This is a genomic window from Streptomyces sp. NPDC050548, assembly GCF_044457385.1.
Lineage (GTDB): Bacteria > Actinomycetota > Actinomycetes > Streptomycetales > Streptomycetaceae > Streptomyces.
The window spans coordinates 863132-885004 of record NZ_JBITGV010000001.1 but is presented as its reverse complement, the minus strand read 5'-3'; the positions used below and the strand labels follow the sequence as shown (position 1 = coordinate 885004).

General features: G+C 70.3%; 21 protein-coding genes and 1 pseudogene. 14 read left to right on the top strand and 8 right to left on the bottom strand.

Going from position 1 to position 21873, the window contains the following annotated elements:
* Positions 1-95: 95 nt before the first annotated feature.
* From ACIBJH_RS04145 to ACIBJH_RS04135, 3 genes are all read right to left on the bottom strand, one after another.
* The gene (locus tag ACIBJH_RS04145) at positions 96-1727 is read right to left on the bottom strand and encodes a penicillin-binding transpeptidase domain-containing protein (protein ID WP_399115267.1); all 1632 of its coding nucleotides are present in this window, start codon (positions 1725-1727) and stop codon (positions 96-98) included.
* 82 nt (positions 1728-1809) lie between these two features.
* Positions 1810-2007, bottom strand: coding sequence for a DUF397 domain-containing protein (locus tag ACIBJH_RS04140; protein WP_399115266.1), 198 nt, complete (start codon positions 2005-2007; stop codon positions 1810-1812).
* On the bottom strand, positions 1964-2839 hold the full coding sequence (locus tag ACIBJH_RS04135) for a helix-turn-helix domain-containing protein (protein WP_399115265.1): 876 nt from the start codon (positions 2837-2839) through the stop codon (positions 1964-1966). The genes ACIBJH_RS04140 and ACIBJH_RS04135 overlap by 44 nt, the downstream gene beginning before the upstream one ends.
* 118 nt (positions 2840-2957) lie before the next feature.
* Here ACIBJH_RS04135 and ACIBJH_RS04130 point away from each other — a divergent pair, with 118 nt between their 5' ends.
* Positions 2958-3182 carry a hypothetical protein gene (locus ACIBJH_RS04130; protein WP_399115264.1) on the top strand — a complete coding sequence of 75 codons (225 nt, stop codon included), beginning with the start codon at positions 2958-2960 and terminating at the stop codon, positions 3180-3182.
* Positions 3179-3589, top strand: a complete 411-nt coding sequence (locus ACIBJH_RS04125; protein WP_399115263.1) for an ATP-binding protein — start codon at positions 3179-3181, stop codon at positions 3587-3589. The genes ACIBJH_RS04130 and ACIBJH_RS04125 overlap by 4 nt, the downstream gene beginning before the upstream one ends.
* A 44-nt stretch (positions 3590-3633) precedes the next feature.
* Here the strand turns inward: ACIBJH_RS04125 and ACIBJH_RS04120 are convergent, their stop codons facing one another.
* Entirely contained in the window at positions 3634-3981 is a 348-nt protein-coding gene (locus ACIBJH_RS04120) for a hypothetical protein (RefSeq protein WP_399115262.1), read from the bottom strand.
* Between the two features lie 238 nt (positions 3982-4219).
* Here ACIBJH_RS04120 and fxsT point away from each other — a divergent pair, with 238 nt between their 5' ends.
* Positions 4220-6622 (top strand): FxSxx-COOH system tetratricopeptide repeat protein, encoded by a 2403-nt coding sequence (fxsT, locus tag ACIBJH_RS04115; RefSeq protein WP_399115261.1) that lies wholly within the window; start codon positions 4220-4222, stop codon positions 6620-6622.
* Between the two features lie 161 nt (positions 6623-6783).
* Here fxsT and ACIBJH_RS04110 read toward each other — a convergent pair.
* From ACIBJH_RS04110 to ACIBJH_RS04100, 3 genes and pseudogenes are all read right to left on the bottom strand, one after another.
* Positions 6784-7018: pseudogene (locus ACIBJH_RS04110) on the bottom strand (penicillin-binding protein); the annotation flags it as partial.
* A 67-nt stretch (positions 7019-7085) separates the two neighbouring features.
* Positions 7086-8465 (bottom strand): hypothetical protein, encoded by a 1380-nt coding sequence (locus tag ACIBJH_RS04105; RefSeq protein ID WP_399115260.1) that lies wholly within the window; start codon positions 8463-8465, stop codon positions 7086-7088.
* A gap of 22 nt (positions 8466-8487) precedes the next feature.
* Positions 8488-10230 carry a dolichyl-phosphate-mannose--protein mannosyltransferase gene (locus ACIBJH_RS04100; RefSeq protein WP_399115259.1) on the bottom strand — a complete coding sequence of 581 codons (1743 nt, stop codon included), beginning with the start codon at positions 10228-10230 and terminating at the stop codon, positions 8488-8490.
* A gap of 95 nt (positions 10231-10325) precedes the next feature.
* On the opposite strand from ACIBJH_RS04100, the gene rsmI reads away from it, so the two are divergent.
* The 10 genes from rsmI to ACIBJH_RS04050 all read left to right on the top strand — a co-directional run bounded on the left by rsmI (position 10326) and on the right by ACIBJH_RS04050 (position 20885).
* Positions 10326-11177 (top strand): 16S rRNA (cytidine(1402)-2'-O)-methyltransferase, encoded by an 852-nt coding sequence (rsmI, locus tag ACIBJH_RS04095; RefSeq protein ID WP_399115258.1) that lies wholly within the window; start codon positions 10326-10328, stop codon positions 11175-11177.
* A gap of 281 nt (positions 11178-11458) precedes the next feature.
* Positions 11459-11887 (top strand): hypothetical protein, encoded by a 429-nt coding sequence (locus ACIBJH_RS04090; protein WP_399115257.1) that lies wholly within the window; start codon positions 11459-11461, stop codon positions 11885-11887.
* Positions 11888-11934: 47 nt separating this feature from the next.
* Positions 11935-12843: a TatD family hydrolase gene (locus ACIBJH_RS04085; protein ID WP_399115256.1), complete on the top strand. Its 909-nt coding sequence runs from the start codon at positions 11935-11937 to the stop codon at positions 12841-12843.
* A 120-nt stretch (positions 12844-12963) separates the two neighbouring features.
* Positions 12964-14262, top strand: coding sequence for a ubiquitin-like domain-containing protein (locus ACIBJH_RS04080; protein ID WP_399115255.1), 1299 nt, complete (start codon positions 12964-12966; stop codon positions 14260-14262).
* Positions 14263-14379: 117 nt separating this feature from the next.
* Positions 14380-15276, top strand: coding sequence for a 16S rRNA (adenine(1518)-N(6)/adenine(1519)-N(6))-dimethyltransferase RsmA (gene rsmA / locus ACIBJH_RS04075; RefSeq protein ID WP_399115254.1), 897 nt, complete (start codon positions 14380-14382; stop codon positions 15274-15276).
* On the top strand, positions 15277-16206 hold the full coding sequence (locus ACIBJH_RS04070) for a 4-(cytidine 5'-diphospho)-2-C-methyl-D-erythritol kinase (RefSeq protein WP_399115253.1): 930 nt from the start codon (positions 15277-15279) through the stop codon (positions 16204-16206).
* 193 nt (positions 16207-16399) lie between these two features.
* A complete protein-coding gene (locus tag ACIBJH_RS04065; RefSeq protein WP_399115252.1) occupies positions 16400-17179 on the top strand; it encodes an MHYT domain-containing protein in 780 nt (259 codons plus the stop codon).
* A gap of 166 nt (positions 17180-17345) precedes the next feature.
* A complete protein-coding gene (locus ACIBJH_RS04060) occupies positions 17346-17537 on the top strand; it encodes a hypothetical protein (RefSeq protein WP_399115251.1) in 192 nt (63 codons plus the stop codon).
* Positions 17538-17635: 98 nt separating this feature from the next.
* Complete coding sequence (locus ACIBJH_RS04055; RefSeq protein WP_399115250.1) at positions 17636-19633, top strand: nitrate- and nitrite sensing domain-containing protein; 1998 nt, start codon at positions 17636-17638, stop codon at positions 19631-19633.
* 250 nt (positions 19634-19883) lie between these two features.
* Positions 19884-20885 (top strand): N-acetylmuramoyl-L-alanine amidase, encoded by a 1002-nt coding sequence (locus ACIBJH_RS04050; protein ID WP_399115597.1) that lies wholly within the window; start codon positions 19884-19886, stop codon positions 20883-20885.
* Here ACIBJH_RS04050 and ACIBJH_RS04045 read toward each other — a convergent pair.
* Positions 20863-21195, bottom strand: coding sequence for an NUDIX domain-containing protein (locus ACIBJH_RS04045; RefSeq protein WP_399115249.1), 333 nt, complete (start codon positions 21193-21195; stop codon positions 20863-20865). The two genes, ACIBJH_RS04050 and ACIBJH_RS04045, sit on opposite strands and share 23 nt — an antisense overlap.
* On the opposite strand from ACIBJH_RS04045, the gene ACIBJH_RS04040 reads away from it, so the two are divergent.
* Positions 21196-21867: a YdcF family protein gene (locus ACIBJH_RS04040; protein WP_399115248.1), complete on the top strand. Its 672-nt coding sequence runs from the start codon at positions 21196-21198 to the stop codon at positions 21865-21867.
* Positions 21868-21873 lie beyond the last annotated feature (6 nt).

Sequence of the window (21873 nt, the reverse complement as noted above, 5' to 3'; positions counted from 1 at the left end):
CCCCCGTCGCCCTCGGCTCTCTCACACCCCAACGACCACGCCCACCCTAGAGTCCCGTCCTGTGCGGGTGAGTTCACTTTCCACCAGGAGTGAGTTCAGCCACTCGCCGCCAGTACCGCCCGGACGATCGGTCCGGCGGCGTCGATGCCGTGGCCGCCGTCCTGCGTCATGGCCGCCGCGGCGACATCGCCCCGGTAGCCGGCGAACCAGCTGTTGGACTTCGACTGCCCGTCCACCTCGGCCGATCCCGTCTTGGCGCCGATGTTCGGACCGAGCCCGGCCATGATCCCGGCCGCGGTGCCGCTCGTCGCGGTGCGGTACATCATCGCCCGCAACTGTGCCGACGTATTCGCCGACAGGCCCCGCGCGGTGGCGAGTTGGCGGTCGTCGAGGCTCTGCGCGACGAGCACCGGCTGGCGGAACGTGCCCGTCTTCGCGGTCGCCGTCACCGACGCCATGTTCAGCGGGCTCATCTGCACCTGGCCCTGGCCGATCAGGTTCGCCGCGGTGTCCGGACCGCCGGACGCGGGAACCGAGCCGTCGAAGGACGGGATGCCGGTCTTCCAGTTGTCCCGGCCGAGCCCGAAACGGTCCTCGGCCTCCCGGGTCAGCGAGTCCACCTTGACCGAGTCCGCGAACTTCACGAACGCCGTGTTGCAGGAGCGGGCGAAACTCTCGGCGAGCGTCGCGTTCTCGTCCGGCGCGAGGCCGGTCAGATTGTGGAAGGTCTGGCTCTCCGACACCGCGGAGGGCGGGCAGGGCGCCGGCCCGGTCATCGTCGTCAGCCCGTTGTCGATGAGCGTGGCGGCACTGATGATCTTCATCGTCGAGCCAGGCGCCAACTGCCCCAGGAACGCGGCGTTGAAGCCGTCGTCGCGGTGGTTGGCGATCGCCAGCACCTGCCCGGTGCTCGGCTGCAGCGCCACGATCGACGACTCCGAGTACTTCGTCACGGCCTTCTCGGCGGCGGCCTGCGCGCTCGCGCTGAGCGTCGTACGCACCTTGCCGGCCTTGCCCTTCTCCAGGGTCAGCACCGTGGTGTCGGCCGAGCCCTCGGCCTCGTGCTTGATCGCCAGCTCGATCCCCGGCGAACCGCCCGCCTTGTCACCGTACTTGGAGCGCAACTCGTCGAGTATCGGCCCGAGCGACGGATACTTCTCCTTCGTCAGCACGGTCCCGTTCCGGTCCACGGCCTCGATCGCGGGGCTCGCGGACTCGCCGGTGACGAAGGTGTCGCCGGTCTTCAACTCCGGGTGGATGACGGACGGTTGCCAGTCGACGAGGGCCCGTCCGGTGGTCTTGCCGCGGACGACGGTCAGTTGGCTGGTGTACGTCAGCGGCTTGGACTTTCCGTCGTATGACACCGTTGCCTTCACCGTGAACGGCACGGTCGCCCCGGTCGTCGTACCGGGGGTGATCTTCACCCCGGTGATGTGCCCGGCCCCGCTGTAGGACTCCAGTACGGGATCGGCCGCCGCGTCGTTGTTCGTGTACGACGCGGCCGTCACCGCCTGCCCCTTCTCCCAGGCCGCGAAGAACTTGGCCGTCGTGGCCTTGACCTCCGACGCGCTCGGCGGCCCGCTCTTCACGGACGCGGGCCCGCCGGAACCGCCGACACCTGAACTGTCGTTCAGTGCGGACACGACGTTGTAGGCCCCGTACCCCGCCCCTCCCACCATCACGGCGAACACACTGCCGATGACGGTGGCCTTTACCCCCGTGCGCATGCGTCTTTCCTCTCCCCGTTAACAGTGCTTCGACTGTATGGGGCGTGGGGGAAAGTTGTGAGGGGTGTTTCCTTTTGTTGTCCTAACGGAGACTGGAGATGAAGGGGGACCAGGCGGAGGCGGGGAGCAGTAGGACGGGGCCGTTCGGGACCTTGGAGTCACGGACGGGGACGGTTTCGGTGACTCCGTCGGCGACCTCCAGGCATTCGCCGCCGGTGCCGTTGCTGTAGCTGCTCTTACGCCAGCGGGCGGCGCTCAAGTCGGTCTTCGTGCTTGCCATTTCGATAGTCCTCTGCCGCTGCCTGGATCATGGCCAGGGACGCCTCGGGTGACAGTGCGGCGGCCCTGAGCAGATCGTACGACTCGCGGTAGTCCTTCACGAGCGCCGGATAGTCGATGAGTTGGCCGCTGTGCAGGCTCTCGACGTACACCACCGGTGGGGCGTCGGCGAAGGTCATGGTCCTGGTCATGCCCATCATGAACGGGTGGGTCGAGGAGGTTTCCGGGACGATCTGCAGAATGGAGCGAGTGGTTGTGATGACGTGCGTGACGTGCTCCAGCAACTCGGTCATTCCGTCATCGGCGAGCACTCGGCGGCGGATCACGGACTCGTCGAGGATCGCCCAGAACGCAGGAGGGTCGTCGGCCTCGAAGAGGCTGGCTCGTCCCATCCGGGCGGACACCTTCTTCTCCACCTCGGCGTCTCTGGCCCGAGGCATGGCGGCTCGTACGATCGCGCGAGCATAAGCCGACGTCTGGAGCAGGCCAGGCAGCAGCATCGGTGCCCAGTCCTCGATGGTGCCCGCGTGCTGCTCCATCTCCGCCACATCGGCGAAGTACTCCGCGTGCCCCGACTGCTTCGCTTTCCGCGCGTCTTCACAACGGCGCTCGAAAAACCCGTCCGTCCCGAGGACCTTGTCCACGTGCCGGGCCAGATCCAGCGGCATCCGCCGCTCCCCGTGCTCGATCTGGCTCAGGAACGGCACCCCCCGATAACTCCCCTCCGCCAACTGCTCCAGCGTCAGACCCGCGAGTTCCCTCTTGAAGCGCAACTCCGCGCCGTAGAAGGAGGGGACGTTCGCCGACGCGTCGGTGTCCTTGCGAGGAGGCACAACTCACCACCGCCATTTGCTCGTTGACAGGCGTAACTCGAACTCCTTTCACGGTAGGGCCTGTCACGTCACTGTGTGAGTGATTCATCACAGAGAGCACAGAAAGGCGCACGTCGACATGCCCCCACAATCCACGTCCGGCCCCTACGACACGGTCCTCTGCGCGGAGGAACTCCGTGACGCCCTCGCCGCCCACGGCATCACGCTCCCGTCCCTCCGCGCTGACCTGCCCAGCCTCGCGGGTGCCTCCGGCGGCTCCGGCGGACTGGTCGGGCTGGGCAACTGCAACCTCGACACGGCCCGCCGCCTCGCCGCCGTACTCCGAGAGGCGGCGGAACGATGAACGCGACGCAGCATTTCGAGGCCGCCCTGCTCGCCGTACCGAAGGCGGTCCCCGAACTACGGCACGCGGTGCGCGGTTACCTCGGCGGCGACGGCCCGCACCCCGAAGTGGAGCTGTGCGTCAGCGAGTTGGTGAGCAACGTCATCCGCCACGTGGGCGAGGGCACGCCGGTACGGGTACGGGTCGCCCGGGTCGGTCGGGGCGGCCTGGCCGGTGACGACCGTATCCGGGTCGAGGTGACCGACCCCGACCCGCGCGCCCTCCCCGTCCTCCTGGACGCCACCACCGACACCGGCCTCGGCGCGGAGTCGGGCCGCGGGCTGATGCTGCTGGACGCGGTGGCGGTGCGGTGGGGGGTGGAGCAGGGGGTGTCGGGGAAGGTGGTGTGGTGCGAGGTGCGGGACTGAGACTCCCGGGTTTCGCCGCACGCGGGTGCCTTTGCCGTCAACGGTCAGCAGTGCACGTCCACTTCGGTGACCCTGTTGTTGGCGTCCAGGAACCGCTGACCCCCTGCCGGGACGAGGTCGTACGTGTTGTTCGCGTACCACACCGTGAAACTGTTGCCGTGGGCCCTGGCGAAGTTGAAAACGCCGTAGATGTAGTTGGGTCCACAGCCGTCCATGTTCCAGACTCCGCCGGACGTGTCGTACAGGCAGGCCCGCCCGGGATCGCACTTGAAGGTCACGTACTGGGGATGGACGTCGACAGCTGAAGCGGTGCCGGAGCCGCCGATGAGCGCGCCGGCTCCCAGCGCGAGAGCAACAGCCGTACGGACCATGTGCTTCTTGAGCAACTGCATACGGAAACTCCCCTGTCTGGGGCCTCACAGTGATGGTCACTGTGATGGTCGGCCTCTTGGCGTCAGACCGTAGGGGCCGCCCGTGGACACCGGCCAACCTTTCGAGCACCGTCGAAACGTAAGGGTCATCGGCTGGGATTGGTTGAAAGCCCGTGTGCGGTGGTCTGGGTGGGTTCTAGTCTCGGTGGCGGCAGGGTGCGGGGCCGGTACGGGGGTTCGGGTGGCTGGTGGAACGCGGTTGTTCGTCTCGCACGCGGGGGCGGACCAGGCCTGGGCGGAGTGGGTGGCCTGGCAGTTGCAGGACGCCGGGTACGACGTGGAGTTGGCCGTCTGGCACTGGGGCGCCGGCGAGAACATCGTCCAGAACATGGACGAGGCCTTGGCGGCCGGGCCGATGGTCGCGTTGTTCTCGTCCGCGTACTTCGAGTCGGAACGGTGGACCACCCAGGAGTGGACAGCGAAGCTGGCCACGCGCGAGAAGCTGATCCCGGTCCGGATCGAGGACTGTGTCGTACGGCCGATGATGCGGGCGTTGCGTGCACCGGCGCTGTTCGGTCTGGCGGAGGAGAAGGCGCGGGAGGTGCTGCTGGGGGCGGTGGCGGGGCCGGCGGGGGTTCCGCGGGTGGCTCCGGGGTTTCCGGGCCAGGGCGGAGCGGGCCGGTTGCGGAGGATGGGGGCGAGCGGGCCGCGGCTACCGGGCACGTTGCCGAGGGTGTGGAACGTGCCCGCGCGTAATGCGGGGTTCGTGGGCCGGGATGCGCTGTTGGTGGAGGTGCGGTCTCGGCTGACGGTCGGTCGTCCGGTGGCGGTGGTGGCGCTGGATGGCCGTGGGGGTGTGGGCAAGACGCAGCTGGCTGCCGAGTACGCGCACCGGTTCTGCGGGGAGTACGAGCTGGTGTGGTGGGTGCGGGCGGAGGACCCGGCGCTGATTCCGGGGCAGTTGGCTGCGTTGGCGGTGGAGACGGGGGCTGCGCAGGCGGATACGCCCTTGGAGGATGCGCTGCGGGCGCTGGGGCGTGAGCTTGGGTCGCGGTCGCGGTGGCTGGTCGTCTTTGACAACGCGGAGGATCCTGAGGCGCTGGCGGACTTCGTGCCGTCCGGGGCGGGGCATGTGCTGATTACCTCCCGCAACCCCGACTGGCATGGTGTGGCCGCGCCGCTGGATGTCGATGTGTTGGCGCGGCGGGAGTCGATCGATCTGCTGCGTCGGCGGACGGCGTGGCTGACGGAGGCCGATGCGGGGCGCCTGGCGGAGGCGTTGGATGACCTGCCGCTGGCCTTGGTCCAGGCGGCTGCGGTGCTGAGGACGACGACCGTGGACGACTACCTGGCCTTGCTGGTCAGCAAGGCCAGCGAGGTCACCGATGAGGGCAGGCCGCGGGACTACCCATGGTCGCTGGCCGCGCAGATCCGGCTGAGCATGCAACGGCTGCGGGAGCAGGACCCGGAGGCGGCAGAGGTGATGAACGCCTGTGCACTGCTGGCCCCGGAACCGTTTGCCCTGCCCACCAGCACGAAGCGGAAGGCTGACGAGGAGTCGTCCGCAGGCCGGGTGGTGGCGGACTGGCGCACCAGAAACCGTGTCCTGTCGGCATTGCACCAGCACGGGCTGGCCCGGGTGGCGGGCGGGAGCCTGCACCTGCACCGTCTGACCCAGGCCGTCCTCAAAGACCAGCTCACCGACGGGGAGCGTGCAGCCGCGGCGCGCAACGCTAGCGTCCTGCTCGCCGCGGCGTCTCCCGGGGAGGCGGAGGATCCTGCGTCCTGGCCTCGCTGGCCCGACCTTCTGCCCCACCTGTTGGCCATCGACTCGACCGACCTCGTAACCGCGGACGTCCGCTTCGCCGCATGCGAAGCATGCGTCTACCTCCTGGAGCGTGGCAGCGCACCGGCAATCCTGCCTCGCCTCGAAGACCTCCACCAAGCCTGGAACGCCCTGCTGGGTCCTGATCACGCTCACACCTGGTGGGCTGTCAACTACTTGGCCATGGCATTCGCCGCCGTCGGTGATCACGAGCGTGCCCTTGCACTGCACCAAGACTTGTTCGACCGGCGGCAGGTGTTGGGCGGGGACGCCCCCGAGACCCTGATTGCTGCGATCAACCTCGCGGTCCGGCTGGCGGATGTGGGTCGGGTGGAGGAGGCAGTGGTGTTGGGTGAGGAAACGTTGGCCCGGCAGCGGCGGGTGTTGGGTGAGTACCACCCCGACACCTTGATCACCGCGTCTAACCTGGTGGCTCATCTGGCGGATGTGGGTCGGGTGGAGGATGCGCTGGTGTTGGGTGAGGACACGTTGGCCCGGCGGCGGCGGGTGTTGGGTGTGGATCACCCCAACACCCTGATCACCGCGATCAACCTCGCGATCAGGCTGGTGGATGTGGGTCGGGTGGAGGATGCGCTGGTGTTGGGTGAGGACACGTTGGCCCGGCAGCGGCGGGTGTTGGGTGAGGACCACCCCGACACCTTGATCACCGCGTCTAACCTGGTGGCTGATCTGGCGGATGTGGGTCGGGTGGAGGATGCGCTGGTGTTGGGTGAGGACACCCTGGCGCGCCGTCAGCGGGTGTTGGGTGAGGACCACCCCGACACCCTGACCACCGCAAGACTGCTAGACAGCCTCACTCGGCCGAACGCTGGCTGATACGCCTACGAGGGGGGAGGAATCCTCAAGGCGTCCCCCAAGAGATGCGATGGCAATCCAACCGCCTCGTAGACCAGCTACACCCAGCCCGCCGCAAACCTGCCGACGCCCAGACCCAAACCGCCCTCCGCTCATCCAAAGGCGACCAACCACACCCAGTACGCGGTCACCGCCCGCCCCTTTTCCCAGGCCGCGAAGAACTTGGCGGTCGTGGCCTTGACCTCCGACGTGCTCGGCGGCCCGCTCTTCACGGACGCGGGCCCGCCGGACCCCCCCCACACACACACCCGAACTCCCGCCCAGCGCGGACACGAGGTTGTACGCCCCGTATCCCACCCCTCCCACCATCACGGCGAACACACTGCCGATGACGGTGGCTTTTACCCCCTTGCGCATGGGGCGTGGGGAAAGCTGTGAGGGGTGTTGCCTCTTGTTGTCTCAACGGCGACCCGCCGAAGAGCGATCAGGCAGGCACCCCCGCCGCGTCGAGGAGCCGGTGCATGTCCTCGGTGGGAAGCGCGGGATTGCCGGCGACGGAGCCGAGCAGGTCCGGGTCGGCGAGCAGTTCACGGATCCGAGGCAGGGGCAGCCGCGGGTCCTGGGCGGCCGGACCGCGCAACCCCCCGTCACGGCTGAGCCGGTCCAGGTCCTCCGGGGTCAGCGCGGGATCACGCAGCGCCAGCCGGCGGTGGTCCGGGTCCGCGGCGTCGAGGAAGCGGGCGGCCATTCCCGCCGACGGGAATCCGGGCCTGGCGATGAGCATCATCACGGCCCGGTGCGTGCCGTGCAGATACAGGTCGAGCAGCAGCTCCGGCGGCGGCTCGGGATGGAACTCGCACAGCAGCAGCCGTACGGCGAAGTCCTCGTCCCGGGCGAGGAGTTCGACCATGTCCGGTGGCAGGGCCGGGCACACCGCGGCGCTGCGGCGCAGCCAGGTGTGCGCGGAGGTCGCGCACCGGCGCAGGAGGTCGACGTCCTCGCGGGCGTCCCACACCCAGTTCAGCGGGGACAGGCGGGCCTCGGGATCCACGGTGTAGTCGATGGCCGCGCGTTCCGCCTCCGTCAGTTCCGGCCGGGCGGAGACGACGAGCCGGATGTGCGGGTCCGGGTCGACGGCCAACTGCCGTACGAGATCCGGGGGGAGGGAGGGGTTCGCGGCGACCGAGGCCCGGCGCGGCCGGGCCAGCAGGTGCTCGGCGAGCTCGCGGCTCAGCCGCCCGGTCTCCAGAACCTGGTACAGCAGGTGGGAGCCGACGAGGCTTTCGAGCAGCCACGCCGTCCGGTCCTCGTCCTCGTGGCAGACGTGCATCGCGGCGGCCTGCCGTACCTTCACGTCCTCGTCCTGGAGCAGCAACTCCCGCGCGGCGTCCGGCAGTTCCTCCCACGCGCGGCAGGACGCCCCGCGCAGGACGCTGTCCGGGTGGTCCGCGAGGCCGGCCAGGACATGGGCGGGGACGGTGGACCACTGGACGGTCTCGTGGCGGATGCGCTCATCGGGGTGCTTCAGCAGCCGCTCGTACGCCCAGTCGGGCAGCGGTTCCACCCGGCCCCGGTACGGCGACGGCCCGATGGCGAGGGCGAGCAGGACCTTCGGGTCCGGATCGTCGATGAGCCGGGCGCGCTGGGCCGGGTCGGCGGCGGCGCTGTCGGCGAAGTCCTGGCGGAGCCTGCGATCGGGGTACGCCAGGATCGCGTCGACGACCTCCGGCGGCAGGTCGGCGCGCTGGGTGATGGTCCACCGCACGTCCCGGTGGTCAAGTCTGAGCAGTCGCAGCAGCACGCTGCCCGGTGACGCCGGGTTCCAGGACAGCGCTCTGAGCGCGGAGTCGAGGTGATCGTCCATGTCGTTCCCCCCCCGGCCCCGCCTAGACCCACGTATCCAGCCACATCCGCGACCGCCACTGATCAATAGGAATCGACGTCCCCGTGTACAGCGGCCAGAAGTAGATGAAGTTCCAGGTGATCAGCAGCACCAGCACGCCCGCACCGACCGCCCCCGTGACCCGGCGGGTCTCGCTGGAGCCCGGTGGGCCGATGATCACGCCGATCAGCATCGCGACCGCCAGGCACAGGAACGGCAGGAAGACGATGGAGTAGAAGAAGAAGATCGTGCGGTCCTGGTACAGGAACCAGGGGAGGTAGCCGGCCGCGACGCCGCAGGCGATCGCTCCCGCCCGCCAGTCGCGGCGGAACGCCCAGCGCCACAGGACGTAGAGGATCGCGAAGCAGGCGGCCCACCACAGCATCGGCGTGCCGATGGCGAGGACCTCGCGGGCGCACTTGTCGCCGGCGTTCACCGGGCAGCCGTCCGCGCCGGGGGACGGGGACTCGTAGAAGTAGGAGACCGGGCGGCCGTCGACCAGCCAGCTCCAGGGGTTGGACATGTACGTGTGCGGCGAGTGCAGGCCGACGTTGAACTCGTAGACCTCGTGCTCGTAGTGCCACAGGCTGCGCAGCCAGTCCGGCAGGACGTGGCTCCAGGTGCCGCCCTTGCCGTCGGTCGCGGCCCAGTTGCGGAAGTAACCGCCGGTGCCGTTCGCGGGGGAGAGGATCCAGCCGATCCAGGAGGTCAGGTAGACGGCGAGGGCGACCGGGATGGTGGCCAGGAAGCCGAGGCCGAGGTCGTACTTCAGGACCGCCACGTACGCGTTGCGGGCGCCCGCGACCTTGCGGGAGCCGACGTCCCACAGCAGCATCATCACGAAGAACGCGGCCGTGATGTACAGGCCGTTCCACTTGGTGCCGATCGCGAGGCCGAGCAGCAGGCCCGCCGTCCAGCGCCAGGGGCGCCAGCCGAAGGAGAGGGTGTCGCCGGTGTGGGCGTCGGGGCGGACCCGGCCGTAGGCGTCGGCCGGTAGTGCCGCCGCGAGTTTCTCTCTGGCCTTGTCGCGGTCGATCAGCAGGCAGCCGAACGCGGCCACCACGAAGAACATCAGCACGCCGTCGAGCAGTGAGGTGCGGGCCATCACGAAGGCCAGGCCGTCCAGTGACATCAGGACGCCCGCGACACAGCCCAGGAAGGTGGAGCGGAAGAGGCGGCGGCCGATGCGGCACAGCATCAGCACGGTCAGCGTGCCGAGCAGCGCCGTCATGAAGCGCCAGCCGAAGGGGTTGAAGCCGAAGATCAGCTCGCCGATGCCGATGACGTACTTGCCGACCGGCGGATGCACGACGTAGGCCGCGTCCGTGGGGATCGAGACGTGTCCGCCGGTCTTCAGGATCAGGTCGTTGGCGTTCTTGTCCCAGTTGACCTCGAAGCCGCGGTGGACCAGCGCCCACGCGTCCTTGGCGTAGTACGTCTCGTCGAATATCACCGCCTTCGGACTGCCCAGGTGGTAGAAGCGCATCACGCCGGCCATCAGCGTGACCAGCAGCGGGCCGCCCCAGCCCGACCAGCGGGTGAGGCGGTCGACGAGCCCCGGCGAGAAGCCGAGCGTCGCCCACAGCCGGGGGCTGGGCTCCGCGTACGGCGGCGACAGCCGGTCCCGTACATCGCTTCTGGGCCCCGCCGTGTAGCCGAAACGGCGCAGCCGCTGCTGCCACGACGGCCGCTGCTCTTGGGGGGCCTGGCCCTGCCGGGTGTCCGTGGAGGACGCGGTACTGGTCACCGCGCCATCGTAGGGAACAGCGCTGTGTGAGTCCCGTGCATGGGTGGTCTCGGTCCGGATGCGTCCGGATCTGTCGGCCCTGCGAGGATGGGAACGTGACTGGAACCCTTGTTTTGGCGGGCACCCCCATCGGCGACATGCAGGACGCCCCTCCCCGGCTCGCGGAGGAGCTGGCCGGGGCCGACGTGGTCGCCGCGGAGGACACCCGGCGGCTGCGCCGGCTGACCCAGGCGCTCGGGGTGCAGCCCAAGGGGCGGGTCGTGTCGTACTTCGAGGGCAACGAGTCCGCGCGGACCCCGGAGCTGGTCGAGGCGCTGGTGGGCGGCGCGCGGGTGCTGCTGGTGACGGACGCGGGGATGCCGTCCGTGTCCGACCCGGGGTACCGGCTGGTCGCCGCCGCCGTGGCGAAGGACATCAAGGTGACCGCGGTACCGGGACCGTCCGCGGTGCTCACCGCGCTCGCGCTGTCGGGGCTGCCGGTGGACCGGTTCTGCTTCGAGGGGTTCCTGCCGCGGAAGGCGGGCGAGCGGCTGTCGCGGCTGCGGGAGGTGGCCGGTGAGCGGCGCACCCTCGTCTACTTCGAGGCACCGCACCGGCTCGACGACACCCTCGCGGCGATGGCCGAGGCGTTCGGCGCGGAGCGGCGGGCCGCCGTGTGCCGGGAGCTGACGAAGACGTACGAGGAGATCAAGCGCGGCCCGGTCGGCGAGCTGGCCGCGTGGGCCGCGGAGGGCGTGCGCGGCGAGATCACCGTCGTGGTGGAGGGGGCGCCGGAACAGGCCGAGGAGCTCGGCGCGGAGGAGCTGGTGCGGCGGGTGCGGGTGCGCGAGGAGGCGGGGGAGCGGCGAAAGGAAGCGATCGCCGCGGTCGCGATCGAAGCGGGTGTTCCCAAGCGCGAGGTGTTCGATGCGGTGGTGGCCGCCAAGACCGCGCAAAAACCCCTCTGAGCTGGGGCGGAATCCCCTCTGAGCAGGGCGCTCCTCCCATGAGCGTGCGCCCCATGGCGGGGCAAAGCGCGGTCGCCGAATGCAAAGTCCCGACCGGGTCGGAAGGGCGATTCGACAAGGAAAGTCCAAATCGCCTCCAACAGTCGACAGGACTGGTGCGTTCGCCCTGCCCGAGGCGTCCACTGGAGTGAGGGACGCACCCGTCCCTCGCCTCCAACGGGATTCCGGGGGGAATCCCCTCGCGGGGGCGCTTGTCCAGCGGAAAGCAAGCAGGAGCTGGCATGAGTGAGATCGCAGGGCAGACCGGCCTCCGGGGCGCTGCCACCGCCGTGGTGAACGAGTCGTACTCCTTCGCCTGCATGCGGTGCGGGCACGGCTGGGAGCAGGCATACGAGATCGAGCACCACGTCGACACCGACGGCCACCAGTTCGTGATGTACGTGGCGGACGGCCAGGTCGTGCCGTCGCCCCTGAGCCGCCCCGCGTGCCACAACTGCGACGGGCATGTCGTGCGCATCATGCGGGCGGGCCAGGTGTCGTCGGTACGGGACGCGGCGCAGCGGCAGTACCAGACGCCCCGGCCCCGCGCGGCGACAGCGGCGGAGGGGGCGGACGACTCCGTGACTCCGCTGCCGGAGCCCGCGGAACACCACCACTGGCACCTGTCCGACCTGCTGCACCCCTTCCACCACCACCGCAAGGCGAGCTGACCGCCTCCGGCGACCGGGTGGGCATGCCCCTTTCGTAGGATCGGGGCATGCCTGCCTCCAGCGACAAGAACGCGGCGCCTCCGCTCCCGGAGCCCCTCCGGGTGCCGGTCGCCGACTCCCACACCCACCTCGACATGCAGTCCGGCACGGTGGAGGAGGCGCTCGCCAAGGCGGCCTCGGTCGGTGTCACGACGCTCGTGCAGGTCGGCTGCGATGTGAAGGGCTCCCGCTGGGCCGCCGAGACGGCCGCCCGCCACGACGCGATCCACGCGACGGTCGCCCTCCACCCGAACGAGGCCCCGCGCATCGTCCACGGCGACCCTGGGGGCACCTCCCAGCCCCCTGGGGCTGGGGGAGGCTGGTCGCGGCAGGGGGCCAGGGTCCCCGGTGGCGATGCCGCCCTCGACGAGGCCCTCGCGGAGATCGACCGGCTGGCAGGACTCCCGCATGTCAGGGGCGTCGGCGAGACCGGCCTCGACCACTTCCGCACCGGACCCGAGGGCAAGGCGGCGCAGGAACTCTCCTTCCGCGCGCACATCGAGATCGCCAAGCGGCACGGCAAGGCCCTGGTCATCCACGACCGCGACGCCCACGCCGACGTCCTGCGCGTCCTCAAGGAGGAGGGCGCCCCCGAGCGGACCGTCTTCCACTGCTACTCCGGCGACGCCGAGATGGCCGAACTCTGCGCGAGCGCCGGGTACTTCATGTCGTTCGCCGGCACCGTCACCTTCAAGAACGCCCAGGACCTGCGCGACGCGCTCGCCGTGGCCCCCCTGGAGCTGGTCCTCGTGGAGACCGACGCCCCGTTCCTCACCCCCGCCCCCTACCGCGGACGGCCCAACGCCCCCTATCTCATTCCGGTCACGGTCCGCGCGATGGCCGCCGTCCGGGGCATCGACGAGGACGCCCTGTCGACGGCTCTCGCCACCAACACGGCCCGCGCCTTTGGTTACTGAGGTTCCAGGACTCACTCGAACACAACCCTGAGTAGCCGCGTCGCTTTGGAGAGTGACGGTCGCTCCGCTAGGTTCTGTTGGCCCGATCCGGACCCTTCTGGCCTTCTGGAGCGTGTCGGCGTGAGCAACTACGAGACCTACGAGACGTACGACCGCGGTGTGCGCGCCGATGTGTACACCGACGGGTACACCGACGCGACCCAGGTGTACGAGGACACGTACCGCCCCGCCTACGAGGCGCCGGAGCCCGTGTTCCCGCGCCAGGCGGTGACCGTCGCGCCGGGCCGCGCGGACCGCAGACGAAGAGCCGACCGTACGGCCACCACAGGCTCCACCATGCGCCGTCTGGTCCCGCAGGCCCTGGTCGTCGCGTTCCTCGCCGGCGGCACCACCGCTTTCGTCGCCAAGGACAAGGCGATCGAACTGAACGTCGACGGCAAGCCGCGCACCCTGCACACCTTCGCCGACGACGTCACCGAACTCCTCGCCCAGCAGGGCGTCGAGGTCGGCGAGCACGACGTGGTGGCCCCCGGCCGCGACGCGGACCTCGCCAGCGGCGACGAGGTCGCGGTCCGCTACGGCCGCCCCGTGCGGCTCACCATCGACGGGCAGCGGCGCGAGGTGTGGACGACGGCCCGCACGGTCGACGGCGCCCTCGAACAACTCGGCGTACGGGCGGAGGGCGCGTACCTCTCGACCTCCCGCTCCCAGCCCATCGGCCGCGCCGGACTCGCCCTCGACGTACGCACCGAACGCACCGTCACGATCATGGCCGACGGCCGCGCCCGCACGATCCGCACCAACGCGGCGACGGTCGGCGAGGTGGTCCGGGAGGCGGGCATCGGCCTGCACGGCGAGGACACCACCTCGGTCCCGCCCGGGAACTTCCCGCGCGACGGCCAGACGATCACGGTCCTGCGGGTCACCGGCACCCGCGAGATCCGCGAGGAGTCGATCCCCTTCGAGGTGGAACGCACCGACGACTCCACCCTCTTCAAGGGCACGGAGGTCGTCGAACGCGCCGGCCGCCCGGGCCTGCGCCGCGTCACCTACGCCCTGCGCACGGTCAACGGCGTCAAGGAGAAACCGCGCCGCGTCGACGAGGAACTGGTCCGAGAACCCCGCTCCCAACTCGTGAAGGTCGGCACCAAACCCATGCCCACCTCGGTACAGGGCGCCGACCAGCTCAACTGGCACGGCCTCGCCACCTGCGAATCCGGCGGCCGCCCCGGCGCGGTGGACCCCTCCGGCACCTACGGCGGCCTCTACCAGTTCGACACCCACACGTGGCACAGCCTGGGAGGGTCGGGCCGTCCGCAGGACGCGTCAGCAGAGGAACAGACGTTCAGAGCGAAGAAGCTGTACGTGCGAAGGGGCGCGAGCCCGTGGCCGCACTGCGGGACAAGGCTGCACGGCTGAGGGGGGATGGGGTGATGGGGGATCGGGGGCGCAGCCCCCATCCCCCAGGGGCGCGGGGAACTGCGCGACCAGCCACAGCGGACCGGTAGACGAAGAACCGCCCCGTAACCTAGGTACGTGAGCAGCAACCCCGACGCCCTCCTGGGCCCAGCCGACATCCGCGAGCTGGCGGCAGCCTTGGGCGTCCGCCCCACAAAACAGCGCGGCCAGAACTTCGTGATCGACGCGAACACGGTCCGCCGCATCGTCCGCACCGCAGACGTCCGCACGGACGACGTGGTCGTGGAGGTGGGCCCGGGCCTCGGCTCACTCACCCTCGCCCTGCTCGAAGCGGCCGCCCATGTGACGGCCGTAGAGATCGACGACACCTTGGCGAGCGCACTCCCGGCGACGGTCACCGCCCGCATGCCGCAGCGGGTGGACCGCTTCGCACTCGTCCACTCGGACGCGATGCAGGTCACCGAACTCCCCGGCCCACCCCCCACCGCCCTGGTCGCCAACCTCCCCTACAACGTGGCCGTACCGGTCCTCCTCCACATGCTGGAGTACTTCCCGACCATCGAGCGCACGCTCGTGATGGTCCAGGCGGAGGTCGCCGACAGGCTGGCCGCGCCGCCCGGTTCGAAGGTGTACGGCGTCCCGTCCGTGAAGGCGAACTGGTACGCCGAGGTCAAGCGGGCCGGCTCCATCGGCCGTACCGTCTTCTGGCCGGCGCCGAACGTGGACAGCGGCCTCGTGTCGCTCACCCGCCGGGCGCAGCCGCTGAAGACGACCGCCGACCGCCGCGAGGTCTTCGCCGTGGTCGACGCGGCCTTCGCGCAGCGCCGCAAGACCCTGCGGGCCGCACTCGCCGGCTGGGCGGGCTCGGCGGCGGCGGCAGAGACGGCGCTCGTCGCGGCCGGGGTGTCCCCGCAGGCGCGCGGCGAGTCGTTGACGGTCGAGGAGTTCGCCCGCATCGCGGAACACAAGCCCGAACCGGCGGAACACAAGGCCGAACCCAAGGAGTCCGAGTAAGTGAGCGTGACGGTCCGCGTCCCCGCCAAGGTCAACGTCCAGCTCGCGGTCGGCGCGGCGCGCCCCGACGGCTTCCACGACCTGGCCAACGTCTTCCTCGCGGTCGGCCTGTACGACGAGGTCACCGTGACCCTCGCCGATGAACTCCGCGTCACCTGCTCGGGCCCGGACGCGGCCCAAGTCCCCCTGGACCGTACGAACTTGGCGGCACGGGCGGCCGTAGCACTCGCCGAGCGGTACGGGCGCGACCCCGCCGTGCACATCCACATCGCCAAGGACATCCCCGTCGCGGGCGGCATGGCGGGCGGCAGCGCGGACGGCGCGGGCGCGCTGGTGGCGTGCGACGCGCTGTGGGGCACGGGCGCCTCGCGGGCCGAACTGCTGGACATCTGCGCCGAGTTGGGCAGCGATGTGCCGTTCAGCCTGGTGGGCGGGGCGGCGTTGGGAGTCGGGCGCGGCGAGAAGCTCACGGCACTGGAGACCGGCGGCACCTTCCACTGGGTGTTCGCGATGGCCGAGCGGGGACTCTCCACCCCGGCGGTGTTCCGGGAGTTCGACCGCCTGGCGGAAGGGGTCGACATCCCCGAACCCGTCGCCTCGCAGCCGCTCCTCGACGCGCTCGCGAAGGGCGCCCCGGACGCGCTGGCCGCCGCCGTCTCCAACGACCTTCAGCCCGCGGCCCTTTCGCTCTTCCCGGAACTCGCCGACACCCTCGCCGCGGGCCGCGCCGCGGGCGCCCTCGCCGCGCTGGTCTCCGGCTCGGGCCCGACGACGGCGTTCCTCGCCCGCGACCCCGGGTCGGCGGCGAAGGTGGCCCAGGCGCTGACGGCCTCGGGGACATGCCGGACGGTACGTACGGCGGCGGGTCCGGCGGCCGGCGCGACCGTGATCGCCCGACCTTCACACCAGGTCCACGAAAACCCCGCCTGAACTGCGAAAATGCGCATGTGCGGTGTTATCGAAACCACATTGATTTAATGTTCGCCAATCAACCCCAAGGTCCCTTTCGCGGCATATGTCCCACAGGGTGCGGCTGGCATGATCAGCCAACCCCGGTCCTCGTTACCGGCGGTACTCCCTGCGCGCGCGGTCTCGCCGCGCCACGCCCGAGAGGAACCTCCCCATGGGCCACATGGACCATTTCAGCGCCGGCTGGGTCACCCCGGTCCTGTCCTACGCGATGGCCTGCGTCGGCGCCGCGCTCGGACTGCGCTGCACCGTAAGGGCACTTGAGACGGACGGCGCCTCCAAACGCAACTGGCTGACCCTCGCCTCCGTAGCCATCGGCTCCGGCATCTGGACCATGCACTTCGTGGCCATGCTCGGCTTCAGCGTCGAAGGCACCCCCATCCGCTACGACGTCCCGCTCACCGTCCTCAGCCTGCTGATGTCGATCGGCGTGGTCGCCGCCGGTGTCTTCACCGCCGGATACGGCCGCTCCCGCGTCACCTCGGTCGCCTTCGGCGGACTCGGCACCGGCCTCGGCGTCGCCGCCATGCACTACACCGGCATGGCCGCGCTCGACCTGCACGGCGAGATCGACTACGACCCCCGGCTCGTCATCGCCTCCGTCGTGATCGCCGTCGTCGCCGCGACCGCCGCGCTCACCCTCACCCTGATCGTGCGCGGCCCGGTCCTCGCCACGCTCGCCGCCCTCGTCATGGGACTCGCGGTCAGCACCATGCACTACACCGGGATGTACGCCGTGAGCGTCACTCTCGCCCCCAGCAGCGCGAACCTCTCCGGCGCCACCGCCACGGAGTTCATCTTCCCGCTCGCCGTCGTCCTCGGCTCCTTCCTCTTCCTGGCCTCCGCCTACGTCGCCCTCTCCCCGACCGGCAAGCGCCACGAGTCGGCGTTCGCGGCCGAGTTGCTGCGCGAGGTCGAACTCGCCACGGTCTGAACCGACTTCGGCCCGCATTTCCGGCGATGCCCCCGGGCCGCCGACACCGGTCGCCGCGCGCGTTTCGAACCGACCGCGGTCCACCCCGACCTCAACCAGCCCCACGGCAACGGCTCCCCGCTCCCTCGGGTGCCGATCGCCGATCGGTATACCGAACGAACGCGCCATGGACCGTCCCGACTTCAACCGCCCCTACGGCACCGGCCCCCACGTTCCGGGGCGCCGAGGCCGGCCGCATATCGGCGCCGAACACGCCCTGGCCCGAGCCGACTCCGGCTCCCCACGCGGCGCCGGACCGCCAACTCCCCGGGCCGCCGCCCCCGAATCGCTGCGCGAGGTCGAACTCGCCACGGTCTGAGCCCACTTCGGCTCTCCCCACGGCACCGGACCGCCAACTCCCCCGGCGGCCACCGCCGTTCGAACCACCCGCACTTCCCCTCCCGAACGAGGTCCCCCATGCGTGTCCTCCGCGCACCGGCCCGACTGCGCCCCAGATCCGTCCGCGCGAAGATCGTCGCCCTGCTGATGCTGCCCGTCGTGTCCCTGATGGCCCTCTGGGGCTTCGCCGCGGTGACGACCGCGTCGAGCATCGCCGACACCGAGACCGCCAAGGACGTCAACTCCGAACTCCTCACCCCCGTGGCGGAGTTCATCACCGCCGTGCAGGGCGAGCGGACCGCCGCCCTGCGCCGCGCGGACGCCCCGGGCGCCTTCAAGGCCGCCACGAAGGCCACCGACACGGCCGCCGCGGCGCTCCGCGACGGTGTCAACGACTCCAGCTCCGACGCGGCACTCATCGACTCCTCGCTGCCCGGCCGGATCGACAAACTGGAGGCCGACGCCGACGGCCTCGCGGCGCTGCGCACGAGCGCCACCGCCAAGGGCGCCAAGTCGACCGCCACCTACGCCGGTTACTCGGCGATCGTCGAGCACGGCTTCTCCGTCACCGGTGCCCTCACCGGCGACAAGACCGCTGCCGACGCCTCCGAGGCGCGCGTAGTGCTCGAACTCTCCAGGGCCCGCGAGGCAGTTGCCCAGGAACAGGCACTGCTCGGCGCCGCCCGCACCGGGGGCGAACTGACCAAGGAGCAGTACGCGCTGTTCGTCGGCGCCGTCGCCACCCAGCGCGAACTGCTCGAACCCGCCGTCGCCGACCTCAAGGCCGCCCACCGGACGGCGTACCGCAAGGTCCTGGACGGCACCGGCTACGCCCAGTTCCAGGCCGTCGAGAACCGGGTGCGCAGCGCGGGCCCCGGCACCTCCGCCGTGTCCGCCGGACTGCTGCGCGGCTGGGACTCCGCCGCGGGCGGAGTGCTCACCGGGCTCGACGCGGCCGAGACGAAGGCCGGTACGGGAGCCACGGCCGCCGCCGACCCCTTCGGCTGGGACACGCTCGGCGCCTCCGGGATCGCCGTCGTCCTCGGCCTGGTCGGCGTGCTGCTCTCGCTGCTCGTCTCCGTGCTCGTCGGCCGCGGCCTCATCGTCGAACTCCTCGACCTGCGCAACTCCGCCCTCGAAGTGGCCGGCCACAGCCTCCCTCGGGCCATGCGCCGACTGCACGCGGGCCAGGGCGTCGACATCGACGCCGAGGCCCCCATCCGCCGCCTCGCCGGCGACGAACTCGCCCAGGTCGGCACCGCGTTGACCGCAGTCCAGCGCGCCGCCCTCAGGGCCGCCTCCGAACGCGCCGAACTCCTCAGCGGCATCTCCGGCGTCTACGTCAGCCTCGCCCGCCGCAGCCAGGTCCTCCTCCACCGCCAACTCGACCTGCTCGACGCGATGGTGCGCCGCCAGCGCGACCCGGCCGAACTCCACGAGCTGTACCGCGTCGACTACCTGGCCACCCGGATGCGCCGCCACTCCGAGAGCCTGCTGATCCTCTCCGGCATCGCGCCCGGCCGGGGCTGGCGCGACCCGATCCCGCTGACCGACATCCTGCGCGCGGCCGTCGCCGAGATCGAGAACTCGTCCCGGGTGCAGATCTGGGCCGTACCGAAGGTGTCGCTGAACGGCGGTTCGGTCGCCGACGTGATCCACCTGCTCGCCGAACTCGTCGAGAACGCAACGGCGTTCTCCCCGCCCAGCACCCAAGTACAGCTGCGCGCGGCCCGGTTGCGGGAGGGCGTCCTCATCGAGATCGAGGACAGCGGCTTCGGCATGAAGGACGACGCGCTGGCCGACGCCAACCGCAAGATCCAGTCCGAGAAGGTCGACCTCCTCGACGCCAAGCAGATCGGCCTCTTCGTGGTCAACCGACTGCGCGAACGCCAGGGCCTCCGCGTCGAGATACGGCACTCGCGCAGCGGCGGCGTCACGGCCGCCGTACTCATCCCCGAGGGCCTGATGCGCGACGACATGCCGGTGGGCGAAGTGCAACAGGCCACCGGCGGGCGGGGGTTGGCACCGGCGTCGGCTCTGGTCCCGCAGCAGCGACTGCGGGGGGCAGGTGCCTGAGGCACCCCCGCACCCTTGCCGCCTCCGCACCATCTCCACACAGATGTACCGCAATAGCAGTACAGGTGGGGCGGATGGGGCGGATAGGTTCGTTCGATACTTCAAGTGCACTGCTGGAAGGGTCAGTTCCGTGTCCGACACCCCCACACCGTCGTCCCCCACCCCGTCCCACCGCAGAAGGCGGTCCCTCTCGCGTCGCGGCGCGATAGGGGCCGCCGGAGCCGTCGCCGCCGGGGCCGCCCTCACTCCGGTGGTGTTCGCGGCCACCGACTCCGGCTCAGACTCGGACTCAACCCCCGACACGACCCCGTCGGGCACGAAGCCGGAGACCTTCCCGGCCACCCGTACGGCAACCGCCACCGGTACCACCCCCACCACCACGACCTTCGCCGCGTCCTACGTCGGCCTCCGCTGGACCGGCGACGCAGCCGGCGCCGGCATCCGCCTCGCGGACGGCGACTGGCAGCAGACCGGCACCGGTTGCGCGACGATCGACGGCGGCGGTACGGCGTTGATCGCGGCCGACGAGGCCACCACGTACGAGGTGAGGACACCGCCAGGCGCGACGGACGTACGCACGGCCGCCATCGACTGCACCCGAGGCCCGGACCACACCTTCCACGTACCGTCCGAGCCGACCCGAGTCCGCGGCGTCCGCTACCTCTCGCGCCCGGCCTGGGGCGCCGACGAGTCGAAGCGGTACAAGGACGGCAAGGTCAACTCGCCCGAGGCGTACTACCCGTTGCAGTCGATCACGGTCCACCACACGGACACCCCGAACGCCGACCCGGACCCGGCCGCGACCGTCAGAGGGATCTACGAGTACCACGCGGTGACCCTCGACTGGGGCGACATCGGCTATCACTTCCTCATCGACGAGGCGGGCGTCGTCTACGAGGGCCGCTACTCCGGCGACGATCTCGTCCCGGCCTTCAACCCCGACGGCAACCTGGTCACCGCCTTCCACACGGCAGGCTTCAACTCGGGCAACCTGGGCATCGCCCTCATCGGCAACCTGGTGTCCCAGGCCCCCACGGATGCGGCCAAGTCCTCCCTGATCCGCCTGATCAAGGTCATCGCCCGCTTCAAGGGCCTCGACCCCCAGGCAAAGATCACCTACACCAACCCGGTCAACGGCGTGAAGAAGGACAACGAGACGATCAGCGGCCACCGGGACTGGCTCCAGACGGACTGCCCGGGCCAGACGATGTACGACCTGCTGAGCGAGGTCAGGTCAGCAGCGGCCCGTTGACCTGCTGAGCGAGCAGCAGCGCCAGGGGGCCGCCCTGGAGCAGGAAACGCCCCTGGGCGGCAGCCTGGATCGCATCGTCCATCGGCCACCACATCACCTTGAAGTCCGCTTCGCTCGGCATGAGTTGCTGCGGTCCCAAGGTGAGGCCTTCGGCCAGGAACAGGTGGACGCGGGCGATGGAGTTCAGGGTGATGGCGTACGCGCCGAGGGGGCGCCAGGTTTCGGCGGTGACGCCGGCTTCCTCGCGCAGTTCGCGCCTGAAACACCAACTGCGCAGCATCAAGACCGTCCGCACCAGCGAGGAGTACACGTGACCGACCGTCAGGAGGCCACGATCAGTGACGCGGACCGGGCCGACGCCCGCGCGCTCTGGGATTTCCACCAGATGGGTCACGAGCTGCGGCCCTGCTCCGCCGCGATCGCCCTCGGCAGCCTCGATCTCGGTGTGGCCGGCGCCGCCGCCGACCTGTACCACGCCGGTATGTTCCCGGTCGTGGCCTTCACCGGTGACATCAGCGGCGCCACCAGGGAGCGGTTTCCCCGGGGCGAGGCCGTCCACTACCGCGAGCACGCGCTCTCCCTCGGAGTGCCGGACGAGGCCATCCTTCTGGAGCCGAAGGCCACCAACACCGGCCAGAACATCGGCTTCTCCCGCGAGGTGCTGGAGAACGCGGGGATCGCGGTGACCACCGTGCTGCTGATCTCCATGCCCTACATGCAGCGCCGCGCCTACGCGACATGCCGCAAGTTGTGGCCCGAGGTTGAGCCGGTCTGCGTCTCCCAGTCGCTGTCGTTCGACGAGTACGTCACGACCCACGCCGACGAGAAGCAGTTCATCGACATGCTGATGGGCGACATGGAGAGGGTGATGGAGTACCCCAAGCGTGGTTTCGCCATCGAGCAGCACGTTCCGGAAAGGGTCCGCGATGCCTTCGACCGTCTCCGCGTCCGCGGTTACGACAGCTGGCTCCTGCCTGCCTGACAGTGC

Excerpts from the sequence above, each read along its gene's own strand:
- ACIBJH_RS04145 (WP_399115267.1), bottom strand. The coding sequence starts at position 1,727 with ATGCGCACGGGGGTAAAGGCCACCGTCATCGGCAGTGTGTTCGCCGTG.
- ACIBJH_RS04140 (WP_399115266.1), bottom strand. The coding sequence starts at position 2,007 with ATGGCAAGCACGAAGACCGACTTGAGCGCCGCCCGCTGGCGTAAGAGC.
- ACIBJH_RS04130 (WP_399115264.1), top strand. The coding sequence starts at position 2,958 with ATGCCCCCACAATCCACGTCCGGCCCCTACGACACGGTCCTCTGCGCG.
- ACIBJH_RS04125 (WP_399115263.1), top strand. The coding sequence starts at position 3,179 with ATGAACGCGACGCAGCATTTCGAGGCCGCCCTGCTCGCCGTACCGAAG.
- ACIBJH_RS04120 (WP_399115262.1), bottom strand. The coding sequence starts at position 3,981 with ATGCAGTTGCTCAAGAAGCACATGGTCCGTACGGCTGTTGCTCTCGCG.
- ACIBJH_RS04105 (WP_399115260.1), bottom strand. The coding sequence starts at position 8,465 with ATGGACGATCACCTCGACTCCGCGCTCAGAGCGCTGTCCTGGAACCCG.
- ACIBJH_RS04090 (WP_399115257.1), top strand. The coding sequence starts at position 11,459 with ATGAGTGAGATCGCAGGGCAGACCGGCCTCCGGGGCGCTGCCACCGCC.
- ACIBJH_RS04085 (WP_399115256.1), top strand. The coding sequence starts at position 11,935 with ATGCCTGCCTCCAGCGACAAGAACGCGGCGCCTCCGCTCCCGGAGCCC.
- ACIBJH_RS04065 (WP_399115252.1), top strand. The coding sequence starts at position 16,400 with ATGGGCCACATGGACCATTTCAGCGCCGGCTGGGTCACCCCGGTCCTG.
- ACIBJH_RS04060 (WP_399115251.1), top strand. The coding sequence starts at position 17,346 with ATGGACCGTCCCGACTTCAACCGCCCCTACGGCACCGGCCCCCACGTT.
- ACIBJH_RS04055 (WP_399115250.1), top strand. The coding sequence starts at position 17,636 with ATGCGTGTCCTCCGCGCACCGGCCCGACTGCGCCCCAGATCCGTCCGC.